At 70.5% G+C, this 16,610-nt stretch carries 15 protein-coding genes and 2 pseudogenes; 10 read left to right on the top strand and 7 right to left on the bottom strand.

Annotated elements, in window-relative coordinates:
• The first annotated feature begins 1 nt into the window (after nucleotide 1).
• Entirely contained in the window at nucleotides 2-1,756 is a 1,755-nt protein-coding gene (locus AB0I91_RS23155) for a condensation domain-containing protein (protein WP_499638702.1), read from the top strand.
• A gap of 240 nt (nucleotides 1,757-1,996) precedes the next feature.
• Here AB0I91_RS23155 and AB0I91_RS23150 read toward each other — a convergent pair whose 3' ends face one another.
• Entirely contained in the window at nucleotides 1,997-3,148 is a 1,152-nt protein-coding gene (locus tag AB0I91_RS23150) for a serine hydrolase domain-containing protein (RefSeq protein WP_499609024.1), read from the bottom strand.
• A 524-nt stretch (nucleotides 3,149-3,672) separates the two neighbouring features.
• Between AB0I91_RS23150 and AB0I91_RS23145 the strand changes: the two genes are divergently transcribed.
• The 4 genes from AB0I91_RS23145 (at nucleotide 3,673) to AB0I91_RS23130 (ending at nucleotide 10,120) form a co-directional block, all read left to right on the top strand.
• Nucleotides 3,673-4,815 (top strand): glycosyltransferase, encoded by a 1,143-nt coding sequence (locus AB0I91_RS23145; protein WP_499638700.1) that lies wholly within the window; start codon nucleotides 3,673-3,675, stop codon nucleotides 4,813-4,815.
• Between the two features lie 640 nt (nucleotides 4,816-5,455).
• Nucleotides 5,456-7,453, top strand: coding sequence for an ABC transporter ATP-binding protein (locus AB0I91_RS23140; RefSeq protein ID WP_499609028.1), 1,998 nt, complete (start codon nucleotides 5,456-5,458; stop codon nucleotides 7,451-7,453).
• Nucleotides 7,450-9,237 (top strand): ABC transporter ATP-binding protein, encoded by a 1,788-nt coding sequence (locus AB0I91_RS23135; RefSeq protein ID WP_498782280.1) that lies wholly within the window; start codon nucleotides 7,450-7,452, stop codon nucleotides 9,235-9,237. The genes AB0I91_RS23140 and AB0I91_RS23135 overlap by 4 nt, the downstream gene beginning before the upstream one ends.
• Nucleotides 9,230-10,120 (top strand): alpha-hydroxy acid oxidase, encoded by an 891-nt coding sequence (locus tag AB0I91_RS23130; protein WP_499638698.1) that lies wholly within the window; start codon nucleotides 9,230-9,232, stop codon nucleotides 10,118-10,120. Before AB0I91_RS23135 ends, AB0I91_RS23130 begins: the two co-directional genes overlap by 8 nt.
• Here AB0I91_RS23130 and AB0I91_RS23125 read toward each other — a convergent pair.
• The 4 genes and pseudogenes from AB0I91_RS23125 to AB0I91_RS23110 form a co-directional block, all read right to left on the bottom strand.
• Nucleotides 10,006-10,239, bottom strand: a pseudogene (locus tag AB0I91_RS23125) (hypothetical protein); the annotation flags it as partial. The gene AB0I91_RS23130 and the pseudogene AB0I91_RS23125 sit on opposite strands and share 115 nt — an antisense overlap.
• The gene (locus AB0I91_RS23120) at nucleotides 10,200-10,466 is read right to left on the bottom strand and encodes a DUF3040 domain-containing protein (protein ID WP_499638696.1); all 267 of its coding nucleotides are present in this window, start codon (nucleotides 10,464-10,466) and stop codon (nucleotides 10,200-10,202) included. The gene AB0I91_RS23120 and the pseudogene AB0I91_RS23125, both read right to left, overlap by 40 nt.
• A gap of 21 nt (nucleotides 10,467-10,487) precedes the next feature.
• A pseudogene (locus AB0I91_RS23115) lies at nucleotides 10,488-11,790 on the bottom strand (cytochrome c oxidase subunit I).
• Between the two features lie 241 nt (nucleotides 11,791-12,031).
• Complete coding sequence (locus AB0I91_RS23110) at nucleotides 12,032-12,451, bottom strand: DUF6292 family protein (protein ID WP_499638694.1); 420 nt, start codon at nucleotides 12,449-12,451, stop codon at nucleotides 12,032-12,034.
• Between the two features lie 644 nt (nucleotides 12,452-13,095).
• On the opposite strand from AB0I91_RS23110, the gene AB0I91_RS23105 reads away from it, so the two are divergent.
• From AB0I91_RS23105 to AB0I91_RS23085, 5 genes are all read left to right on the top strand, one after another.
• Nucleotides 13,096-13,419, top strand: a complete 324-nt coding sequence (locus AB0I91_RS23105; RefSeq protein WP_499638692.1) for an ANTAR domain-containing protein — start codon at nucleotides 13,096-13,098, stop codon at nucleotides 13,417-13,419.
• On the top strand, nucleotides 13,416-13,970 hold the full coding sequence (locus AB0I91_RS23100; RefSeq protein ID WP_499638690.1) for a GAF domain-containing protein: 555 nt from the start codon (nucleotides 13,416-13,418) through the stop codon (nucleotides 13,968-13,970). The genes AB0I91_RS23105 and AB0I91_RS23100 overlap by 4 nt, the downstream gene beginning before the upstream one ends.
• On the top strand, nucleotides 13,925-14,170 hold the full coding sequence (locus tag AB0I91_RS23095) for an ANTAR domain-containing protein (RefSeq protein WP_499638688.1): 246 nt from the start codon (nucleotides 13,925-13,927) through the stop codon (nucleotides 14,168-14,170). The genes AB0I91_RS23100 and AB0I91_RS23095 overlap by 46 nt, the downstream gene beginning before the upstream one ends.
• Nucleotides 14,171-14,460: 290 nt before the next feature.
• Nucleotides 14,461-15,042 (top strand): transposase, encoded by a 582-nt coding sequence (locus tag AB0I91_RS23090; protein WP_499638686.1) that lies wholly within the window; start codon nucleotides 14,461-14,463, stop codon nucleotides 15,040-15,042.
• A gap of 3 nt (nucleotides 15,043-15,045) precedes the next feature.
• A complete protein-coding gene (locus tag AB0I91_RS23085; RefSeq protein ID WP_499638802.1) occupies nucleotides 15,046-15,489 on the top strand; it encodes a transposase in 444 nt (147 codons plus the stop codon).
• Here the strand turns inward: AB0I91_RS23085 and AB0I91_RS23080 are convergent.
• Complete coding sequence (locus AB0I91_RS23080; protein WP_499638684.1) at nucleotides 15,422-16,246, bottom strand: GAF domain-containing protein; 825 nt, start codon at nucleotides 16,244-16,246, stop codon at nucleotides 15,422-15,424. The two genes, AB0I91_RS23085 and AB0I91_RS23080, sit on opposite strands and share 68 nt — an antisense overlap.
• A 1-nt stretch (nucleotide 16,247) precedes the next feature.
• The gene (locus AB0I91_RS23075; RefSeq protein WP_499638800.1) at nucleotides 16,248-16,550 is read right to left on the bottom strand and encodes an ATP dependent DNA ligase; all 303 of its coding nucleotides are present in this window, start codon (nucleotides 16,548-16,550) and stop codon (nucleotides 16,248-16,250) included.
• Between the last annotated feature and the right edge of the window lie 60 nt (nucleotides 16,551-16,610).

Raw genomic sequence — 16,610 nt, 5'->3', positions numbered from 1 at the left:
GATGAGCACCTCGATCGACACCGGTCAGCGCAGGCGGCGCGTGCGGCTCACGCCCGTCGACGCCATCCAGGTCAGCTCCGAGGGATCGCGCGCGGGCGAGGGACCCGTCACCCTCGGCCAGCTCAACATCCTGCAGTGGTTGGGGCGCGACGCCGACCACCCCAACGCGGTCCTGCGCGTCGAACTGCCCGTGCTCGACGGCAGGTCCGTGGACGACGTGGTCGAGACGGCCGCCGTGCTGGTGGCCAGGCACGAATCCCTGCGGACCACCTACGTCCGGGGCGAGCACCCCCGTCAGGTGGTCGCGGCGACGAGCACGTTCACGCTCCACGTGTGCGCCCTCGACGGGGGTCCGTGGGGGCCTCGCGACCGCTCGGCGGTGGCCGGGAGGCTGCTCGTGTGGTTGGGGGAACGGCGCGACACGGCGGCCACCACGCTGCGGATGGCGGTGGCCACCGACGAGCAGGGCACGGTCATCGCCTGCGTCGCGGGGTTCTCTCACCTGGCCGTCGACTTCGGCGCCATCGAGGTGCTCAAGCGCGAGTTCACCGAGATGCTCGCGCACCCGGACCTCCGGCAGGTGGGCGAGCCCCGCCACCAGCCGCTGGACCAGGCCGAGCTGGAGGCGACACCCGCCGAGCGGCGTCGGACCCGTGCGGCGAACGACTACGTGCGGGAGCTGGCGCGGCGGCAACCCCGCTGCCTGCTCGCGCTGCCGGGGGCCACGCGGTCCGGCGAGTCGCTGGCGGTGGAGCTGTCGTCGCCGGCCGCCGCGATGGCGGTGCGACAGGTGGCGGCACGCACCCGGTCCAGCCGGTCCTCCGTCGTGCTCGCCGCGACGTGCGCGGTGCTGGCACGGCGCACCGGCTACCGGGAGCTGGTGTTCCCGTCGCTGTCGAGCAACCGCTTCGACCGCCACCTGGTCGACTTCGTCGGTCCCCTGGCGCAGGGCAACCTCGTCGCCGTCGAGGTCGGCGACCGGAGCTTCGACGCACTGGTCAAGCACACGTGGACCGCGGTGCTGGAGGCGAGCAGGCACGCCAGGTACGACGGCGTCGAGCGCGGCGCGTCGGACGAGCGGATCCAATACGAGCGGGGTGTGCACTTCCTCTACGACCCGTTGTTCAACAGCCTCGTGCCCGAGTCGTGGTCCGGGGTCACTGCGGGCCTCCGGCACCGGCCGGATGAGATCACCGCCGCGCTGCGGCGGACGGCGCTGCGGTGGCGTCCGTTGCCCTACGACGCGACGCCGGTGCGGTTGAACCTGCACGAGGTGGACGGCCGGGTCCTGCTCGACCTGTGGTGCGCGGACACCGGACTGGTGCCCCGGGCCGAGGTAGAGTCGTTGTTGCTGGCCGTCGAGCGCCTGCTGGTCGGTGCGGCCGTGGGTGACCTCGACGCCTCGCGCACCCGCGAGGTCATCGGCCTGGACCCCGTCACCCGCACCTCGAACTGGGTGCTGGTCGACTCGTGCTGGGTCGACCTCGCCGAGGTGCAACAACTGCTGGACGAAGCCCTGGCGCCTTCGACGGCCCGCGTCTTCGGCTCGGTCGACGGCCGCGACCTGGTCGCCTACCTGACCGCGACCGACGCCGTGCGGACACCCGAACAGGCCCATGCCCGTTGCCTGGCCGCACTACCCGGCCGTCTCAACGCCATCGCCCCACGCCACTACGTCCTGTGCCCCACCGCCCCGTCCGACGCGTCGGACCCCGCCGCGTGGCCGCCACCCCTCACCACCGGCACCGGGCGTTGACCACTCCGAAGCCCAGCACGGCAATGGCGTCATGCGCGACGTGGAGCGATCCGCTTGGCGGTTCTGCCGCGGTTCGGACTGGGCCTGCGGGCCGTTCGGGTGGTCGAGCGGCGAGTTCGGCGGGCCGTACGGCCCGCCGAAGATCCTGGACTACGGCGGTTCGGCCTCGTGCGGCGCGGGTTGCCACCGGGCTGTGGCCGCCACCGAGTACCGACACCAGGTGAGGCAGTACCCCCGCAGTCAGTTCTCGATCGCCTGGTAGACAGCGGTCCAGAGGTCGTGCCACATCGGCAACCTCTGGTCACCAGTGTGCGCTCGCTGCATGAAGAAGATCGCCGTCATGTCCTGCTCAGGATCGTTGTACCAGGCGGTGCCGTAGAAGCCGCACCACCCGTAGCTGCCGACCGACTGGCCGAACGGGCTGCGGTGGGACCGGACCGACATCCCGAGACCCCAACCCATCTCGTCGAAGAACCCCGGGTGGAACCCGGAGCCGGCCCGCTGCTCCGAGGTGAGCTGGTCGGTGGTCATCAGCGTGACCGACGGTCGGGAGAGCACCCTCCTGCCGCCGTGGGAGCCGCCGGCCAACAGAGCCGAAGCGAAGGCGAAGTAGTCCTGGGCGGTCGAGACCAGTCCGGCGGCACCTGATTCGAACGTCGGCGGCCGGCTCCACTGCCCGTCGGGGCCGTCGTCCACGACCTGCCCGCCGGTGACCGCACTGGCACGTTGGTACGCCGTCGCGAACCGGCCGATGTCCTCGCCGCGCACGCTGAAGGCGGTGTCCTTCATCCCGAGCGGATCGCAGATCCGCTCGCGGAGGGCGTCTCCGAAGGACATGCCGGTGGCCCTGGCGATGAGCACGCCGATCACGTTGGAGGCGGTGTCGTACATCCAGCGCTCACCCGGTTGGTAGGCGAGCGGAAGCGCGCCCAGCCCTCGCATCCACTCGTCCGGCGACGTGTAGTCGAGTGCGTTCAGCGCGTCGACGATCGGTACCCTTCCCGGTCTGGTCGGGATCATGCCGATGCCGCAGGTGAACGACAGCAGATCCCACAGCGTGATCGGGCGTTGCGCCGCGACGGTGTCGTCCAGCGGCCCGTGGAAATCGGCGAGCACGGTCATGTCCGCCAGCTCCGGGAGCAGGTCGTCAACCGGCTCATCCAGGCGCAGGGTGCCGTCGTCCACGAGTGTCATCGCGCACGCGGCGACCATCGGCTTGGTCATCGAGGCCGTGCGGCAGATCGTGTCGGCCGCCATCGGCGTCCCCGCGCCCTCGCCCTCGAAGGCGATGGTGCCCGCCGCTTCGACGTGCACCTCGCCGTGGCGGCCGAGAACCGCCACCGCACCGGGCACGAAGCCGGACTCGACTTGGCGCTCCAGCAGCTCTCGCACCCGAGCCAGCCCTCTCGACGAGAAGCCACCGGTGACCACTCCCCCGCACCTCATCCCATCCGTCCGCGCTCGCCTGGTCGCGCAACGACCGTAGCCCTTCCGCGACCAGGCCGGGAGAAGACTTCGTCCCGCCACTACGGCTTGGCGGCACGTTCGGCTGCACGCCCTTCGGCATGTGCGGATGTTCGTCGACATGCCAGGTTCGGTGCACGTGGTCGGGCATCCGCTCGATCCGGAATCATCGGCAGACGGGCTTCCGGCGGTTGCCGTACGTCCGCTATGCCGACGACACCCTGCTCGGGTTCGCCGGACCCGAGGATCGGGGATCGTTCGGCACCCTGGTTGATCATAGGTACAGCCCTTGGTTGGAGATCTTCTTGCGACAGAAGGATCTCCGACCAATGGCTGCGTGATCAGTGTGGGACCGACGGGCGTCGAATCGCAGGTTCAGGGCCGTATGCGGGAAGGTCCCGGACACGGACAGGTTCACCCGCTGCCGGACATCGCCCGGTTACCCTCGTACCGTGCGGATCCTCTTCTCCAGCCTCGGCCATTACGGGCACACCTACCCCCTGTTGCCGCTCGCGATCGCCGCGAGGGAGCTGGGCCACGACGTCGACTACTTCACCGGCGCCGCGTTCGCCAACACCCTCACCGCGCGCGGCATCGAGCACATCGTCGGCGGCATCGAGGTGCCTGAGGCGTTCGCCATCGCGACCAGTGACGCCCGGCCGAGGAGGCCGGAGGACGTCACCGAGCGGGTCGCGTACACCTTCGCCTCGGTGATGCCGCGCCGCTTCGCCACCGAACTCGCGCCGGTCATCGCCGACCGCAAGCCGAACCTGGTCGTGCACGAGTTCGGCAACCCGGGCGCGGGCCTCGCCGCCGACGTCGCGGGCGTACCCGCGCTGTGCCACTCGTTCGGCCGGATGTGGCAGGAGCCCGACTTCGCCGAGGCCGCGCTCGCCCACCTCACCGACCTCGGCGCGGAGTTGGGCGTCGAGATCCCGCGGAGCGATCCCCTGGTGCTCGGCCACCCGTACCTCGACGTCTGCCCACCGTCGTTGCAGAACCCGGCGTTCCTGACCTCGTCGGTGCACCGAACCCCACTGCGGCCGGTGCCGTTCACCGAGCCCGGCGAGCTGCCTTCGTGGGTGCTCGAACACCGCGAAACCCTGGTGTACCTGACGCTGGGCACGGCCTTCGGCGTCGTGGAGGTGCTGCGCACCGCTGTGGAGGGTCTGGCCGCGTTGGACGTGAAGGTGCTCGTGGCGACCGGACCGACGGTGGAACCGGACGCGCTCGGCGAACTGCCGGACAACGTCGTGGTGCTCCCGTGGGTCCCGCAGGCCGACCTGCTGCCGCACGTCGACCTCGTGGTGCACCATGGCGGGTCCGGCACGACCATGGGCACGCTGGGCGCGGGCGTGCCGCAACTGGTCATACCGCAGGCGGCGGACCAGTTCAACAACGCCGACATGGTGACCGAGGCCGGGCTCGGCGACCGCGTGCTCGGCGCGGACGTGACCGCCGAGGTGTTCACGGCCAAGGCGAAACGACTGCTCACCGACGACGTCGTGCTCGGCGCGACCCGGGCCGTCGCCGCCGAAGTGGCCACCATGCCGTCACCGCACGACGTGGCCCGCACGCTGCCCGACTACGCCTGACGGGACTGTGGAACGAATGGCTCGGGCGCACTTTCGGTGGCCTCGGACCACGTTGGGGTCCCCGGCCTCCTCGGGCAACTCGGTAGCACGCCGTTGGACGCCATCTCGGCATCGAGCTCGGCGATCCGCCGACGAGTGCGACGTTGTCGATGCTCGTCGTCTCCAGCAGCTGCCCGGTGGCGATCAGCTCGTCGCAGCGCCAGGTCAACGCAGGCAGAGCCGAGCCGTTGGACACCGTCGCCGGTGACAACGACTACGGCGACGGCACATCCGGCGGCGCGCACCGACGACAGCCCTCGTTCAACTCACCGCCCGGGACATCGTCCTTGCCGGCCAAAAGTTCCCCATAACCGCGCGACTTCCACCGGACACACGAGACGCCATCCGGATCACCGTAGTCAACGAGCCGCTGGACCGACCGGAGCAACATCCGGTGAGGTGCGCGAGAAGACCGTGCGGATCCACGAAATCACTTCCTTGGAGGTGCTCGCACCCCTGTGCTTGTATGCCCCGGGGACTCCTGGCAGCCGGTTGAGGATCGGTGCCCGTACGACGTGAGAAAACGCGGCAATGCACCTGCGGCCGATTCGACGAGCGGTTGGTCGACGAACCGCACCACCAGAGGATCCGCGGGAGCGCCATGACGACCGGAACACCTCCCGCGACGGCCGGGTTGCGCGTCACGTGGGCGAACTGGGTGGACGAGGCGGTGCGGCCGCGGTTGCGGATCGCGAGGCTGTTGCCGTCCGGTGGTGTGGGGCTGGTCGTGTTCCTGGCCGTGCTCCACTTCGTGTTGGGCCTGTTGCCGGTGGCCTTCGTGGTCGCGACGAGCGTGATGCTCGGCGAGGTGCCCGCCGCGGTCGGCGGCGGGGTCGGCAGCGCGGCCTGGGACCGGCTGACCTCGATCTTCCTGCTCGCCGCCGGCGCGTTCCTGCTCACCCAGATCCTCACCCCCGTGGGCAACGCCCTGGGCCAGCAGTTGCGGCGACGGGTGGACAGCGCGCTGCGGGACGACGCGATGGCGTTGATGCTGCGGCCGGTCGGCACCGGACCGTTGGAGGACCAGCGCACGCTGGACGAGCTGAACGAGGCCGTGCGCGCTTTCGAGCGCGACTGGGGCACACCGGGGCAGGCGTGTTTCGGCCTGGTGGCGCTGATCGCCCGCTACACCCGGCTGGTGGCGCTGGTGGTGGCCATCGGGCTGACGATCGGTTGGCCCGCGGGGCTCGGGGTCGGTGCGGCGGTGCTGGCGTTCCGCTACGGCCAGCGCGGCGGGCTGCGCAAGTACTCGCGGGTGGGGCGCGACCTCATCGGCAGGATGCGCGAGATCGGTTACCTGCACGAGCTCACGATGACCGACGTGGCGGCGAAGGAGATCCGGGTGTTCGGCCTCACCGGCTGGCTCGCGGATCGCTACGCGGCCGTGTGGGAGACCGTGCGCAACACCTTCGAACGTGCGCGCCGCCGCGTCTACCTGACCCCGTACCTGCTGCTGACGGCGCTGGGCCTGTTGGCGGCGGGTGGCGCGATGGTGTACGCCGCCCAGCTCGCCGCGACCGGGCGGGTGGGCCTGACCGCGTTGGCGCTCGGGGTGCAGGCGGTGGTGCTGGCGATCTCGCTGGGCGGCTACTACGCCGAGGCGGACACCAGCACCCAGTTCGCGATGCTGTCGCTGACGGCCCTGCAACGGTTGCGCGACCGGCTGGACGAGTTGGACGACGGTCAGCCCCCGCCGGGTCGGGCGCAGGTGCCGCCGGGCACGCCGGCCGCGTCGCTCAGGTTCGACCGCGTCGGCTTCCACTACCCCGGTTCGGACCGCACCGTGCTCGACGGCATCGAGCTGGACCTGCCCGCCGGGCGGTGCACGGCCGTGGTTGGCGTCAACGGCGCGGGCAAGACCACGCTGGTGAAGCTGCTCGCGCGGCTGTACGAGCCGACATCGGGTGCGGTGCGCGCGGACGGCGTGGACATCGCGGAGTTCGACCCGGTGCTCTGGCGGCGTCAGATCGGCGTGATCTTCCAGGACTTCGTGCGCTACGAGCTGACCGCGGCGGAGAACATCGCGCTGGGCGCGGCGCACGTCCCGGTCGACCGCGCGGTGGTGCTGCGCGCCGCCGAACGCGCCGGGATCGCCGAAGCACTGCTCGCCCTGCCCGACGGCCTGGACACGCCGCTCTCGCGGGCCTACCCGGGCGGGACGGACCTGTCCGGCGGGCAGTGGCAGCGGATCGCCATCGCCCGTGCGCTCTACGCCTTGGATGCGGGTGCCACGGTCCTGGTGCTGGACGAGCCCACCTCGGCGCTGGACGTCCGCGCCGAGGTGGCGTTCTTCGACCGGTTCGTGGAGCTGACGCGCGGGGTGACCTCGCTGCTGATCTCGCACCGGTTCTCCAGCGTCCGGCGGGCCGACCACATCGTGGTGGTGGACGGCGGGCACGTGGTCGAGCGCGGCACGCACGACGAGCTGATCGCGGCGGGCGGCCACTACGCGCGCCTGTTCACCTTGCAGGCGAAGCGGTTCGCGCACGGCCTGGACGACTCGGAAGCCGACGACGTGCCGGACGGTGACACGGCCACCGGGTACCCGGCGGTCGACGGCGCGGCGGCGGACGCCGTGGTGGAGGGGGTCAGCCGGTGATCGAGGTCGTCCGCGGTGGCTGGGAGCTGTTCCTCATCGCCTGGCAGGAGAGCCGGTACCGGTTGGTGCTCGCCGTCGTGCTCATGATCGCCCAGGCGTCGGCGATGCCGCTGGCCGCGCCCGCCCTGGCCGCGCTCACCGACTCGGCGCTGGCCGGCGACGTCCGGGGTGCGACCGTGGCGGCGGTGCTGGTCGTGGTCGCGGTGATCGCCGCGCTCACCGCCGGGCACTTCGCCCACATCTTCTACTTCGAGCTGGGCGACCGCGCCGTGCCGCGCCTGGAGCGCGAGCTGATCGAGATGACCAACGGCTCGGCCGGGTTGGAGCACCACGAGCGGCCCGAGTACGCCGACAAGATCCAGCTGCTGCGCCAGGAACTGCACCGGGCCGGGTGGGGCTCGATGGAGGGCCTGCTGAACAGCCTCGGCCTGCTGGTGGCGATCTCGATCACCGCGATCCTGCTGGCACGGCTCAACCCGCTGCTGTTGCTGCTGCCGCTGGCCGCCGTGCCGCCGCTGCTGCTCGGGCGGCGGGCGGAGTCGATCGTCAACGCCGCACGCGAGCGTTCGGCACCGCCGTCCCGGCACGCCAAGCACCTGTTCGAACTCGTCGCGAACGCGGCCTCGGCCAAGGAGCTGCGCGTCAGCGGGCTGCAGTCGGAGCTGCGCTCGCGCCAGCGCCGGGCCTGGGACGAGGCGTCGGCACAGCTGTGGCGCGGTGAGCGCCGGGCCGTGGTGCTGCGCACCAGCGGCGAGCTGTTCTTCGCGGTGGCCTACGTGCTGGGCACGCTGCTCGTGCTGCGGGACGCGGTGGCCGGTCGCCGCGGCGTGGGCGACGTCCTGCTCGTGCTGACCTTGGCGTCCCAGGTGAACCAGCAGGTGACCTCGTCCGTCGCCACGTTGCAGGAGATGCAGCGCACCGGGCGGGTCATGGGCAACGTGCGCTGGGTCCGCGCGCTAGTCGCGAGCCAGGCACCTCCCCCGCCCGACCGGGACGTGCCCCGACGCATCCGCGAGGGCATCGAGGTGCGTGGTGTGTCGTTCACCTACCCGGGCACCGACCGGCCGGTCATCGCCGACGTCGACCTCACCCTGCCCGCCGGCGGCACGGTCGCGTTCGTCGGTGAGAACGGCGCCGGGAAGACCACCCTGATCAAGCTGCTGTGCCGGTTCTACCCGGTCACCACGGGCACGATCTCGTTGGACGGCACGGACTTCGCCCGCTTTCCCGTGGACGGGTGGCGTGCCCGCGTCGCCACCGGGTTCCAGGACTTCGCCCGGTTCGAGCTGCTCGCCCGCGAGAACGTCGGTGTCGGCGAGCTGGCCGAGATCGAGTCGGCCGACGCCGTGCACGACGCCCTGCGCCGCGCACGCGCCGAGGACGTCCTGGACCGCCTCGAGGACGGTGTCGAGACCCAGCTCGGCAAGACCTACGCCGACGGCGTGGAGCTGTCCGGCGGGCAGTGGCAGAAGCTCGCGCTCGGCCGGGCGATGATGCGTCGCGACCCGTTGCTGCTGGTCCTCGACGAACCGACCGCGGCGCTCGACGCGCAGGCCGAGCACCGGTTGTTCGAGCGGTACGCGGCCGGTGCGCGTGAGGTCGGCCGGCGGACCGGTGCCATCACGTTGCTGGTCTCGCACCGGTTCTCCACCGTGCGCATGGCCGACCTGATCGTGGTGGTGGCCGACGGACGCGTGCGGGAACAGGGTTCGCACGACCAGCTCATGGCCGCGAACGGCCTGTACGCCGAGCTGTACTCGATGCAGGCGGCAGCTTATGCGTGAGGTGTGGTCGACGGCCGACGTCGAGCGGTCGGCCGCCGAGCGGTCCGCGCCGGACGTGTGGGACTACATCGCGGGCGGCAGCGGCGAGGAGGTCACGCTCGCCGCGAACCGGGCCGCGTTGGACCGGGTCGCGGTCGTGCCGCGGGCGCTGGTGGACGTCTCGGCCTGTGACACGGGCTGCGAGCTGTTCGGCGTCACGTCCTCCCTGCCGCTGGCCGTGGCCCCGATGGCCTACCAGCGGCTGATCCACGACGGTGGCGAGCGCGCGGTCGCGGCTGCCGCGGCGGCGGCAGGTGTGCCGTACGTGGTGAGCACGCTCAGCTCCGACCCGATCGAGGACGTGGCCGCGGCGGGCGGCACGACGTGGTTCCAGCTGTACTGGCTGCGCGACCGCGAGGTGGTGGTGAAGCTGCTGCGCCGTGCCGAGGAGGCGGGGTGCCGTGCGGTGGTGCTGACAGTCGACGTGCCGGTGCTCGGGCGGCGGCTGCGGGACCTGCGCAACGGGTTCGCGCTGCCGTCGTGGGTCAAGCCGGTGAACACCGACGGCGAGGTCGGCGGACGGGTGCCCGGTGACTCGGTGATCGCCCGGCACACCAGCGCGGTGTTCGACCCGTCGTTGAGCTGGCGTGACCTGGAGTGGATCCGGGCGCACACGAACCTGCCGCTGGTGCTCAAGGGGGTGCTCGACGCAGGTGACGCGGCCCCCGTGCGCTTGCGGTCCCACCGGTCCACCAGCGCGCCAGCGACCAGCCCCAGCAGCAGGTACGGCAGCGCACGCACCGCGGCCAGGGCGCCCGCCGCCGCGGGCGATCCCGTGACGGCCAGCACCAGGAGGGGATACGCGAGCTGTGACACGGCGTTGCCGAACTCGGACAGCGCCTGACCGGTCCACACGGTCCGATAGACCCTGGCATTCCCCACCCGCGACGGGCGAACCCTTGGCCGAGAACGCCGGGCAAGTCCTATGGTGCGGTCGGTCGTGGGCGTGTGACGTGCAGGCAGGCCGCGGTCATGAGCAGCAGGCGGCCCGCGAAGGCCAGCGGCAGGTGGACGGTCGCTCCGCCGACCACGAGCGCGATGCCGAGCAGCGCCGCCCACGCCCTGGTCGAGGTGCGGTGCGCGGGTGGCGGGATGGTCGTCCGGCCGGAGAGCGCGCCGGCCAGGAGCGGGTCGGTGGTCTCCAGCCGGCGTTCGATCCGGCGGAGTTGGCGGCGTTCGTACCGGGTCACCGGGTCCTCCTTCCCGCGACATCAGCCGTCGTGCTCGGTGTCGCGGTCGGTCGGGGCGAGGTACTTCTCGGTGGTCGGGTCGATGCCGGTGTCGTCCTGGTCACGGTTGAGCACGGAGTAGTGGGATTCGGCGCGCATCCGTTCGACCATGTGCGGGTAATGCAGCTCGAACGCGGGCCGTTCGGAGCGGATGCGGGGCAGTTCGGTGAAGTTGTGCCGGGGAGGCGGGCAGCTGGTGGCCCATTCCAGCGAGTTGCCGAAGCCCCACGGGTCGTCGCGGCCCGCCGGTTCGCCGAAGCGGTAGCTGCGGAAGACGTTCCAGATGAACGGCAGGACCGAGGCGCCCAGGACGAACGAACCGATGGTGGAGATGGTGTTGAGACCGGTGAACTGGTCGCTCTGCAGGTAGTCGGCGTAGCGGCGCGGCATGCCCTGGTTGCCCAGCCAGTGGTGCACCAGGAAGGTCAGGTGGAAGCCGATGAACGTGGTCCAGAAGTGGATCTTGCCCAGCGTCTCGTCCAGCATCCGGCCGGTCATCTTGGGGAACCAGAAGTAGATGCCCGCGTAGGTGGCGAACACGATCGTGCCGAACAGCACGTAGTGGAAGTGGGCCACGACGAAGTAGGTGTCGTGGACGTGGAAGTCGATCGGCGGCGAGGCGAGCAGGATGCCGGACAGGCCGCCGAACAGGAACGTCACCAGGAAGCCGACGCTGAACAGCATCGGTGACTCGAACGTCAGCTGTCCCTTCCACATGGTGCCGATCCAGTTGAAGAACTTGATGCCGGTCGGGATGGCGATGCCCACGACCAGGCCGGAGATCCACAAGTCGGCGCCCACGCCGGGGCTGTGGATCGCGCTGGACAGCGGCGTGTAGGCGGTCCAGCCGAAGTCCGGCGCGCCGGCGGGCGTGAGGAACGAGCCGACCGCGATCAGGCCGCCGAACAGGTACAGCCAGTACGACATCGCGTTGAGCCGCGGGGAACGCCACGTCCGGCGAGCCGGTCTGCAACGGCAGGACGAAGTTCGCGAACCCGAACACGATCGGGGTCGCGTACAGCAGCAGCATCACCGTGCCGTGCATGGTGAACAGCTGGTTGTACTGCTCGTTGGACAGGAACTGCAGCCCCGGACGCGCAAGCTCGCCGCGCATCAGCAACGCCATCAGCCCGCCGACCAGGAAGAACCCGAACGACGTGGTCAGGTACATCAGGCCGATCATCTTGTGATCGGTGGTGCGGAACAGGCGCAGCAACGCCGATCCCTTGAGACGGGGCCGGGCGGCCTCTCGGGGGACGATCGGGGTCGGTTTGAGCGTCGTCATGACCATCCTCGACTCACAGGGGCGGTATACCGGCCCACCGGCACGACCGACCGCTTCCACGTTCCGGATTCGAACTCCGACCGTTCCGCCATTGACGAGCCGACCACCGCCAGGCCGACCCTCCCGCCGAGGTCTCCGCGGTGCCGACCGACGTGGTCCCGGCGAACCCGCGGCCGGAGCGGCAAAGTGCATCCGGCCCCGGCGGGTCGGGCGCGCCGGCGTTCGACGTCGACCGGCACCCTCAGGCGGCCCGGGACAGCGCGGTCAGCGGCGCGGCGGCGTACGGCGCGAGTCGACGGGCCAGGTCCGCCTGCGCCAGGCCGGGCGATCCGAACCCGGTGTCGGGGTGCCGGCCGCCCTGGAGCAGCGCGTCGACCGCCCGCGGTCCGGGCACGAGGTCCGTGCCGAACCACGCCTGCACGATCAGGTCCTCGCCGCTGTGCGTCTCCACCGCCGCAGCCCAGCCGCTGCGCTGGTCCCACAGCATGGCCGCCTCGCGGTCCGGGAAGACCGGGAGCCTGCTGTCCAGTTCCAGGAACACGGTCGCGGGCCCCTCGGCTTGCACGTACGAGCACTCCGGGATGATCCCCAACTCGTGGGTGACCGACCGCGCGTAGCCGCGCGGCGCCCTGACCAGCAGGTCGTTGAACTGCGATGTCATCTTGCGTCGCCGTCTTCGTCCAACCGTCGGGTGAACGCGCCGGCTTCTTGACGCACTGGATCAGTACCCCACACGGGGAGACGAAACCACCCATTCGGGTGACAGGCCGGATGGCTGACGTCCGGACGTCGCCGCTCCAACCGTCGCTGCCGCTCGACGGTGGGGGTGCTCGTCCGGCGCCGCGGCGGGAGCATCGCCGCATGTTCGTTCCGGCAGGTGTGACGACGGTGTGCGCAGGGCAAAAGTGGTATATGCAACGGGCCGGCGGTGCCCGGTGCGGCGGAGGAGGCTGGGGAGGTGGGCGGACAGCGGGATGGAACCGGTGACCAGGTCGCGATCGGGTTGGCTCATCGGATCGACGAGGTCACGGGCGCCTTGGCGGAGCTGTCCGCGGTCCTCGGACAGGAGGAGCAGCTGCCGGTCGTCCTGGACCGGGTCTGCCGACAGGTGGCGCAAGCCGTCCCTGGAGCGGATGCCGTCAGCGTGACCGTGCTGGGCCCGGACGGTCCGCAGACCGCGGCGGCGACCAGGCAACCGGCGCTGGACGTGGACTCCGCGCAGTACCGCACCGGGACGGGGCCCTGCCTGAAGGCCGGCCGGACGGGCCGGGTCCTGCAGGCGATGGTGACCGAGACCCGGGACCGGTGGCCGCTGTTCTCGGAGGCGGCCAAGAGATCGGGCACACCGCCTACCTGTCGGCTCCGCTGCACGTCGACGAGACGCGGTCCGGTTCGCTCAACCTCTACGGCACCGGGGAGCACGGGTTCGGAGAACTCGACGCGGCGATCCTGGAGCTGTACACGACCAGCGTCGAGGCGGCGTTGCTCAACGCCCGGCGCTACCTGCGAGCTCGCCGGCAGGCGGCCGAGCTGGGCCAGGCGTTGACCACCCGGGCCGTCATCGACCAGGCCAAGGGGATCCTCATGGCGGTGCAGCGCGATTCCGACACGACGGGGAGGCAGCCGTGACCGGCAACCGCGACCAGCACGAACACATCGCCTCGGGTGCCTCACCCGAGGACGTCGGACGCCGGAACGACGATCTGGCGGTCCATCTCGCCGAGGTCTCCCGCACGCTCGAAGACCAGGACGACGCCCAGGACACGCTGGACGAGATCGCGCGCGCCGCCGTGGACATGATCCCCGGCGCGCGGGACGCCGGGATCATGATGGTGGTCGGCAAGCGCGAGGTGCGGACCGTGTCCCAGACCGGTGACGTGGTCGGCCAGGTGGACCAGGCCCAGTACGACGCCGGGCAGGGACCGTGCCTGACCGGCCTCTTCGAGCACAAGACGGTCACCATGTCCGACATGGACGCCGAGCAGCGGTGGCCCGCGTTCACCGAACGGGCCCGCAAGCTCGATGTGGCCGCCATGGTGTCGTTCCGGCTGTTCGTCGCCGACGACAACCTGGGGGCACTCAACCTCTACTCCCCGAACCGCAGGCCTTCGACGAGGACGCCGAGCACGTCGGCATGCTGTTCGCCTCCCACGCTGCGGTCGCCCTGGCCGGCGTGCTGAAGCAGGAGCACATGTCACAGGCCGTCCAGGGCCGCGACCTGATCGGCCAGGCCAAGGGCATCCTCATGGAACGCCACAAGCTCACCGCCGACCAGGCGTTCACCGTCCTCGTGCGCACCAGCCAACGCACCAACATCAAACTGCGCGACCTCGCCACGCACCTCGTGCACACCGGCGAACTCCCCACCGCACCACGCTGACCCACCTGGACGCCGGACGACCATGCGCCCCGCGGGCAATGGCCCACGCTCGCACCGCCTTGCGGACCGTCCGCGGGTCGCGTGACCGCGGCGTCAGTCCTTCGGGGAGTCATGCCCAGTTCATCGGCGAGTAGCGCCACTTCCCGTGCGCCACGTCCCGTCTGGGCGAGGTGCAGGACTGCCGCCGTCATGTTCACGGCCTCGTCGAACTCCTCGCCGACGACCCCTCCCCGATGCGAACGACTCGCGCACCACGTCCCGGCGGCCGTCATCGCGTACCCGGCGCCGGAGTGTCCGACGACCACCACCCACCGCACAGCCACGTCGTCCCCGACACCACCCACTCCCCGGCACGGTCCACACCACAGCTCGCTGCGCAGCGGAAATGCCGAGGTCCGGCAACGGATCTGCCTGATCGCCCGGACGTCCCCCACCCTCATGGGGCATCACCGCGTTCTCGACCTGGTCGCTGTCCAAGCTGCGCGCCCAATCTGCTCGACCGCGGCACCGTCGCGGCGATCAGCCGGGAGACCCTGCGCCGCATCCTGCACACCGGCGGCGTGTCCTGGCATAGCACCTCCACCTGGAAGAGCTCCACCGATTTGGGCTTCCTGACGAAGATGCACCGGATCCTGAGCCTCTACGACCATCCGCCCGACGACGGCCGGGTGATCCGCGTGGACGAGTTCGGACCGCTGAACCTGATGCCCGGCAAGCGCAAAGCATGGCGTCAGGTCAGGTCACCGCGCCGATTGCGGGCGACCTACAACCGCCACCACGACGTGATGCCCATACTCGCCGCACTCGACCTGACCACCGGGAAGATCCACTACCGGATCCGGCGGCGCGGCGAGCTTCTGGGACTGCTCTGAAGCCTGCGGACACGGTGGCCGCACCAACGACTCCGCCTGGTCAGGGACAACTTCTCGCCCCACCGTCATCCCGATGTCCGCGACTGGGCCGCCGTCAACGTCGTCGAGCTGGTGTTCCTGCCGACCTACAGCTCCTGGCTGAACTGGATCGAGGCCGAGTTCACCGCCGTGCGCTACTTCGCCCTCAACGGCACCGACCATCACACCCACGCCGAACAGGCCGTCGCCATCGCCGCCTACATCCGCTGGCGCAACGCCCGAGCCCGACCCAAGACCGGCTTCGCCACCGACTCACCTGATTCGCGGCTGGACCCATTACTTGATCAGAGTTGCGCGACGCAGCACTTGGTGCGGGCTGCTGGTGCGACAGGTCAGTGTATTAGGGCGTGCGCGCCGGTCCGGTGGTTCGGCGCTTCGCGGGGCGGAGGTAGCGCTCCAGTCCGTTGAGCTTCTGGTCGGCGATGAACGTCGACCGCTCGTTGATGATGACGTCTTCGGCGTGTCGGATGCAGGCCCACGCGGAGTCGCCCCACGAGTCGGCGACCTTGACCTCGACGGGGTTGTCACAGGGGTTGGACAAGCCGAGCTGGCACGTCCGGGGGTGCTCACCGTCGAGATGGCCGGCCGCGAGGTGGCGCAACTGGCCCGCCAACTTCGCCGACGCGGTGGCGTGCGCTCCGGGAGCCTCGTCCAGGCCGCGTTCGGCACGCACCGCCTGGATGGCGGCCAGGCGCAGCTCCAACTGGTCGGCGACGATCCCGGCCAGCGCGGTGAGCGTCGCGACCTGGGTGTCGGTGACCTCGCGGGGTTCGCGGTCGATCACGTTGACCGTGCCCAGCCGGTGCCCGTCGCCGGTGATGATCGGCGCGGCGGCGTAGAAGCGCAGGCCCAGCTCACCGCGCACCAGCGGGTGGTCCAGGGTGCGGGGGTCGACCGCACCGTCGTTCACCACATACGCCTCGTCCTGCAACACGGCTGAGGCGCACAGGCCGGGCTCGGTGCCGATCTGGGTCACGCCCGACAGACCGTGACAGGCCGCGAACCACACGCGGTCGACGTCCACGATCGTCACGGTCGCGATCGGTGTGCCGAAAACCAGCGCGGCCACTTGGGCGATGCTGTCGAAAATACCATCGGCGGGCGCGTCCAAAATGTGGTACCGATGGACCGCCGCCAGACGCTCTGGATCGGTGTGAGTGGGCACGCTAGCAACGATAACCGAGGATCACCGCAGGCCCGGACCGTGACCAATCTTGTGACCGTGCCGCGCGCCACGTTTGACCACCGATAGCAGCGGGTATACGCGTCGGATCGACTCTCGTTGCCGGACGAGCAGGTAAACGCCGTAGCACGGTCAAACGTCGACGCATGCCGGTCAGTGTTTCATCAGTGAAGCCGGTACCCACGTGACCGATGTAGACCAGGCCCGATTCGTAGTAGGAACCCAGCAGAAGGGACCCGACGGTGCCGGAACAGCGCTGTGCCTGCCGATAACTCCATTCATGCAGGTGAGAAGCACGGCCAGGACACGAGTCGCGACCTGCATCCGCTAGCGCAACGCCCGACCC

The sequence above is a fragment of the Actinosynnema sp. NPDC049800 genome (assembly GCF_040656635.1).
GTDB lineage: Bacteria > Actinomycetota > Actinomycetes > Mycobacteriales > Pseudonocardiaceae > Actinosynnema.
The sequence above is the reverse complement of the archived record's forward strand: the minus strand, read 5'-3'. Positions and strand labels throughout refer to the sequence as shown.

Excerpts from the sequence above, each read along its gene's own strand:
- AB0I91_RS23155 (WP_499638702.1), top strand. The coding sequence starts at position 2 with ATGAGCACCTCGATCGACACCGGTCAGCGCAGGCGGCGCGTGCGGCTC.
- AB0I91_RS23140 (WP_499609028.1), top strand. The coding sequence starts at position 5,456 with ATGACGACCGGAACACCTCCCGCGACGGCCGGGTTGCGCGTCACGTGG.
- AB0I91_RS23095 (WP_499638688.1), top strand. The coding sequence starts at position 13,925 with ATGCTGTTCGCCTCCCACGCTGCGGTCGCCCTGGCCGGCGTGCTGAAG.
- AB0I91_RS23130 (WP_499638698.1), top strand. The coding sequence starts at position 9,230 with ATGCGTGAGGTGTGGTCGACGGCCGACGTCGAGCGGTCGGCCGCCGAG.
- AB0I91_RS23110 (WP_499638694.1), bottom strand. The coding sequence starts at position 12,451 with ATGACATCGCAGTTCAACGACCTGCTGGTCAGGGCGCCGCGCGGCTAC.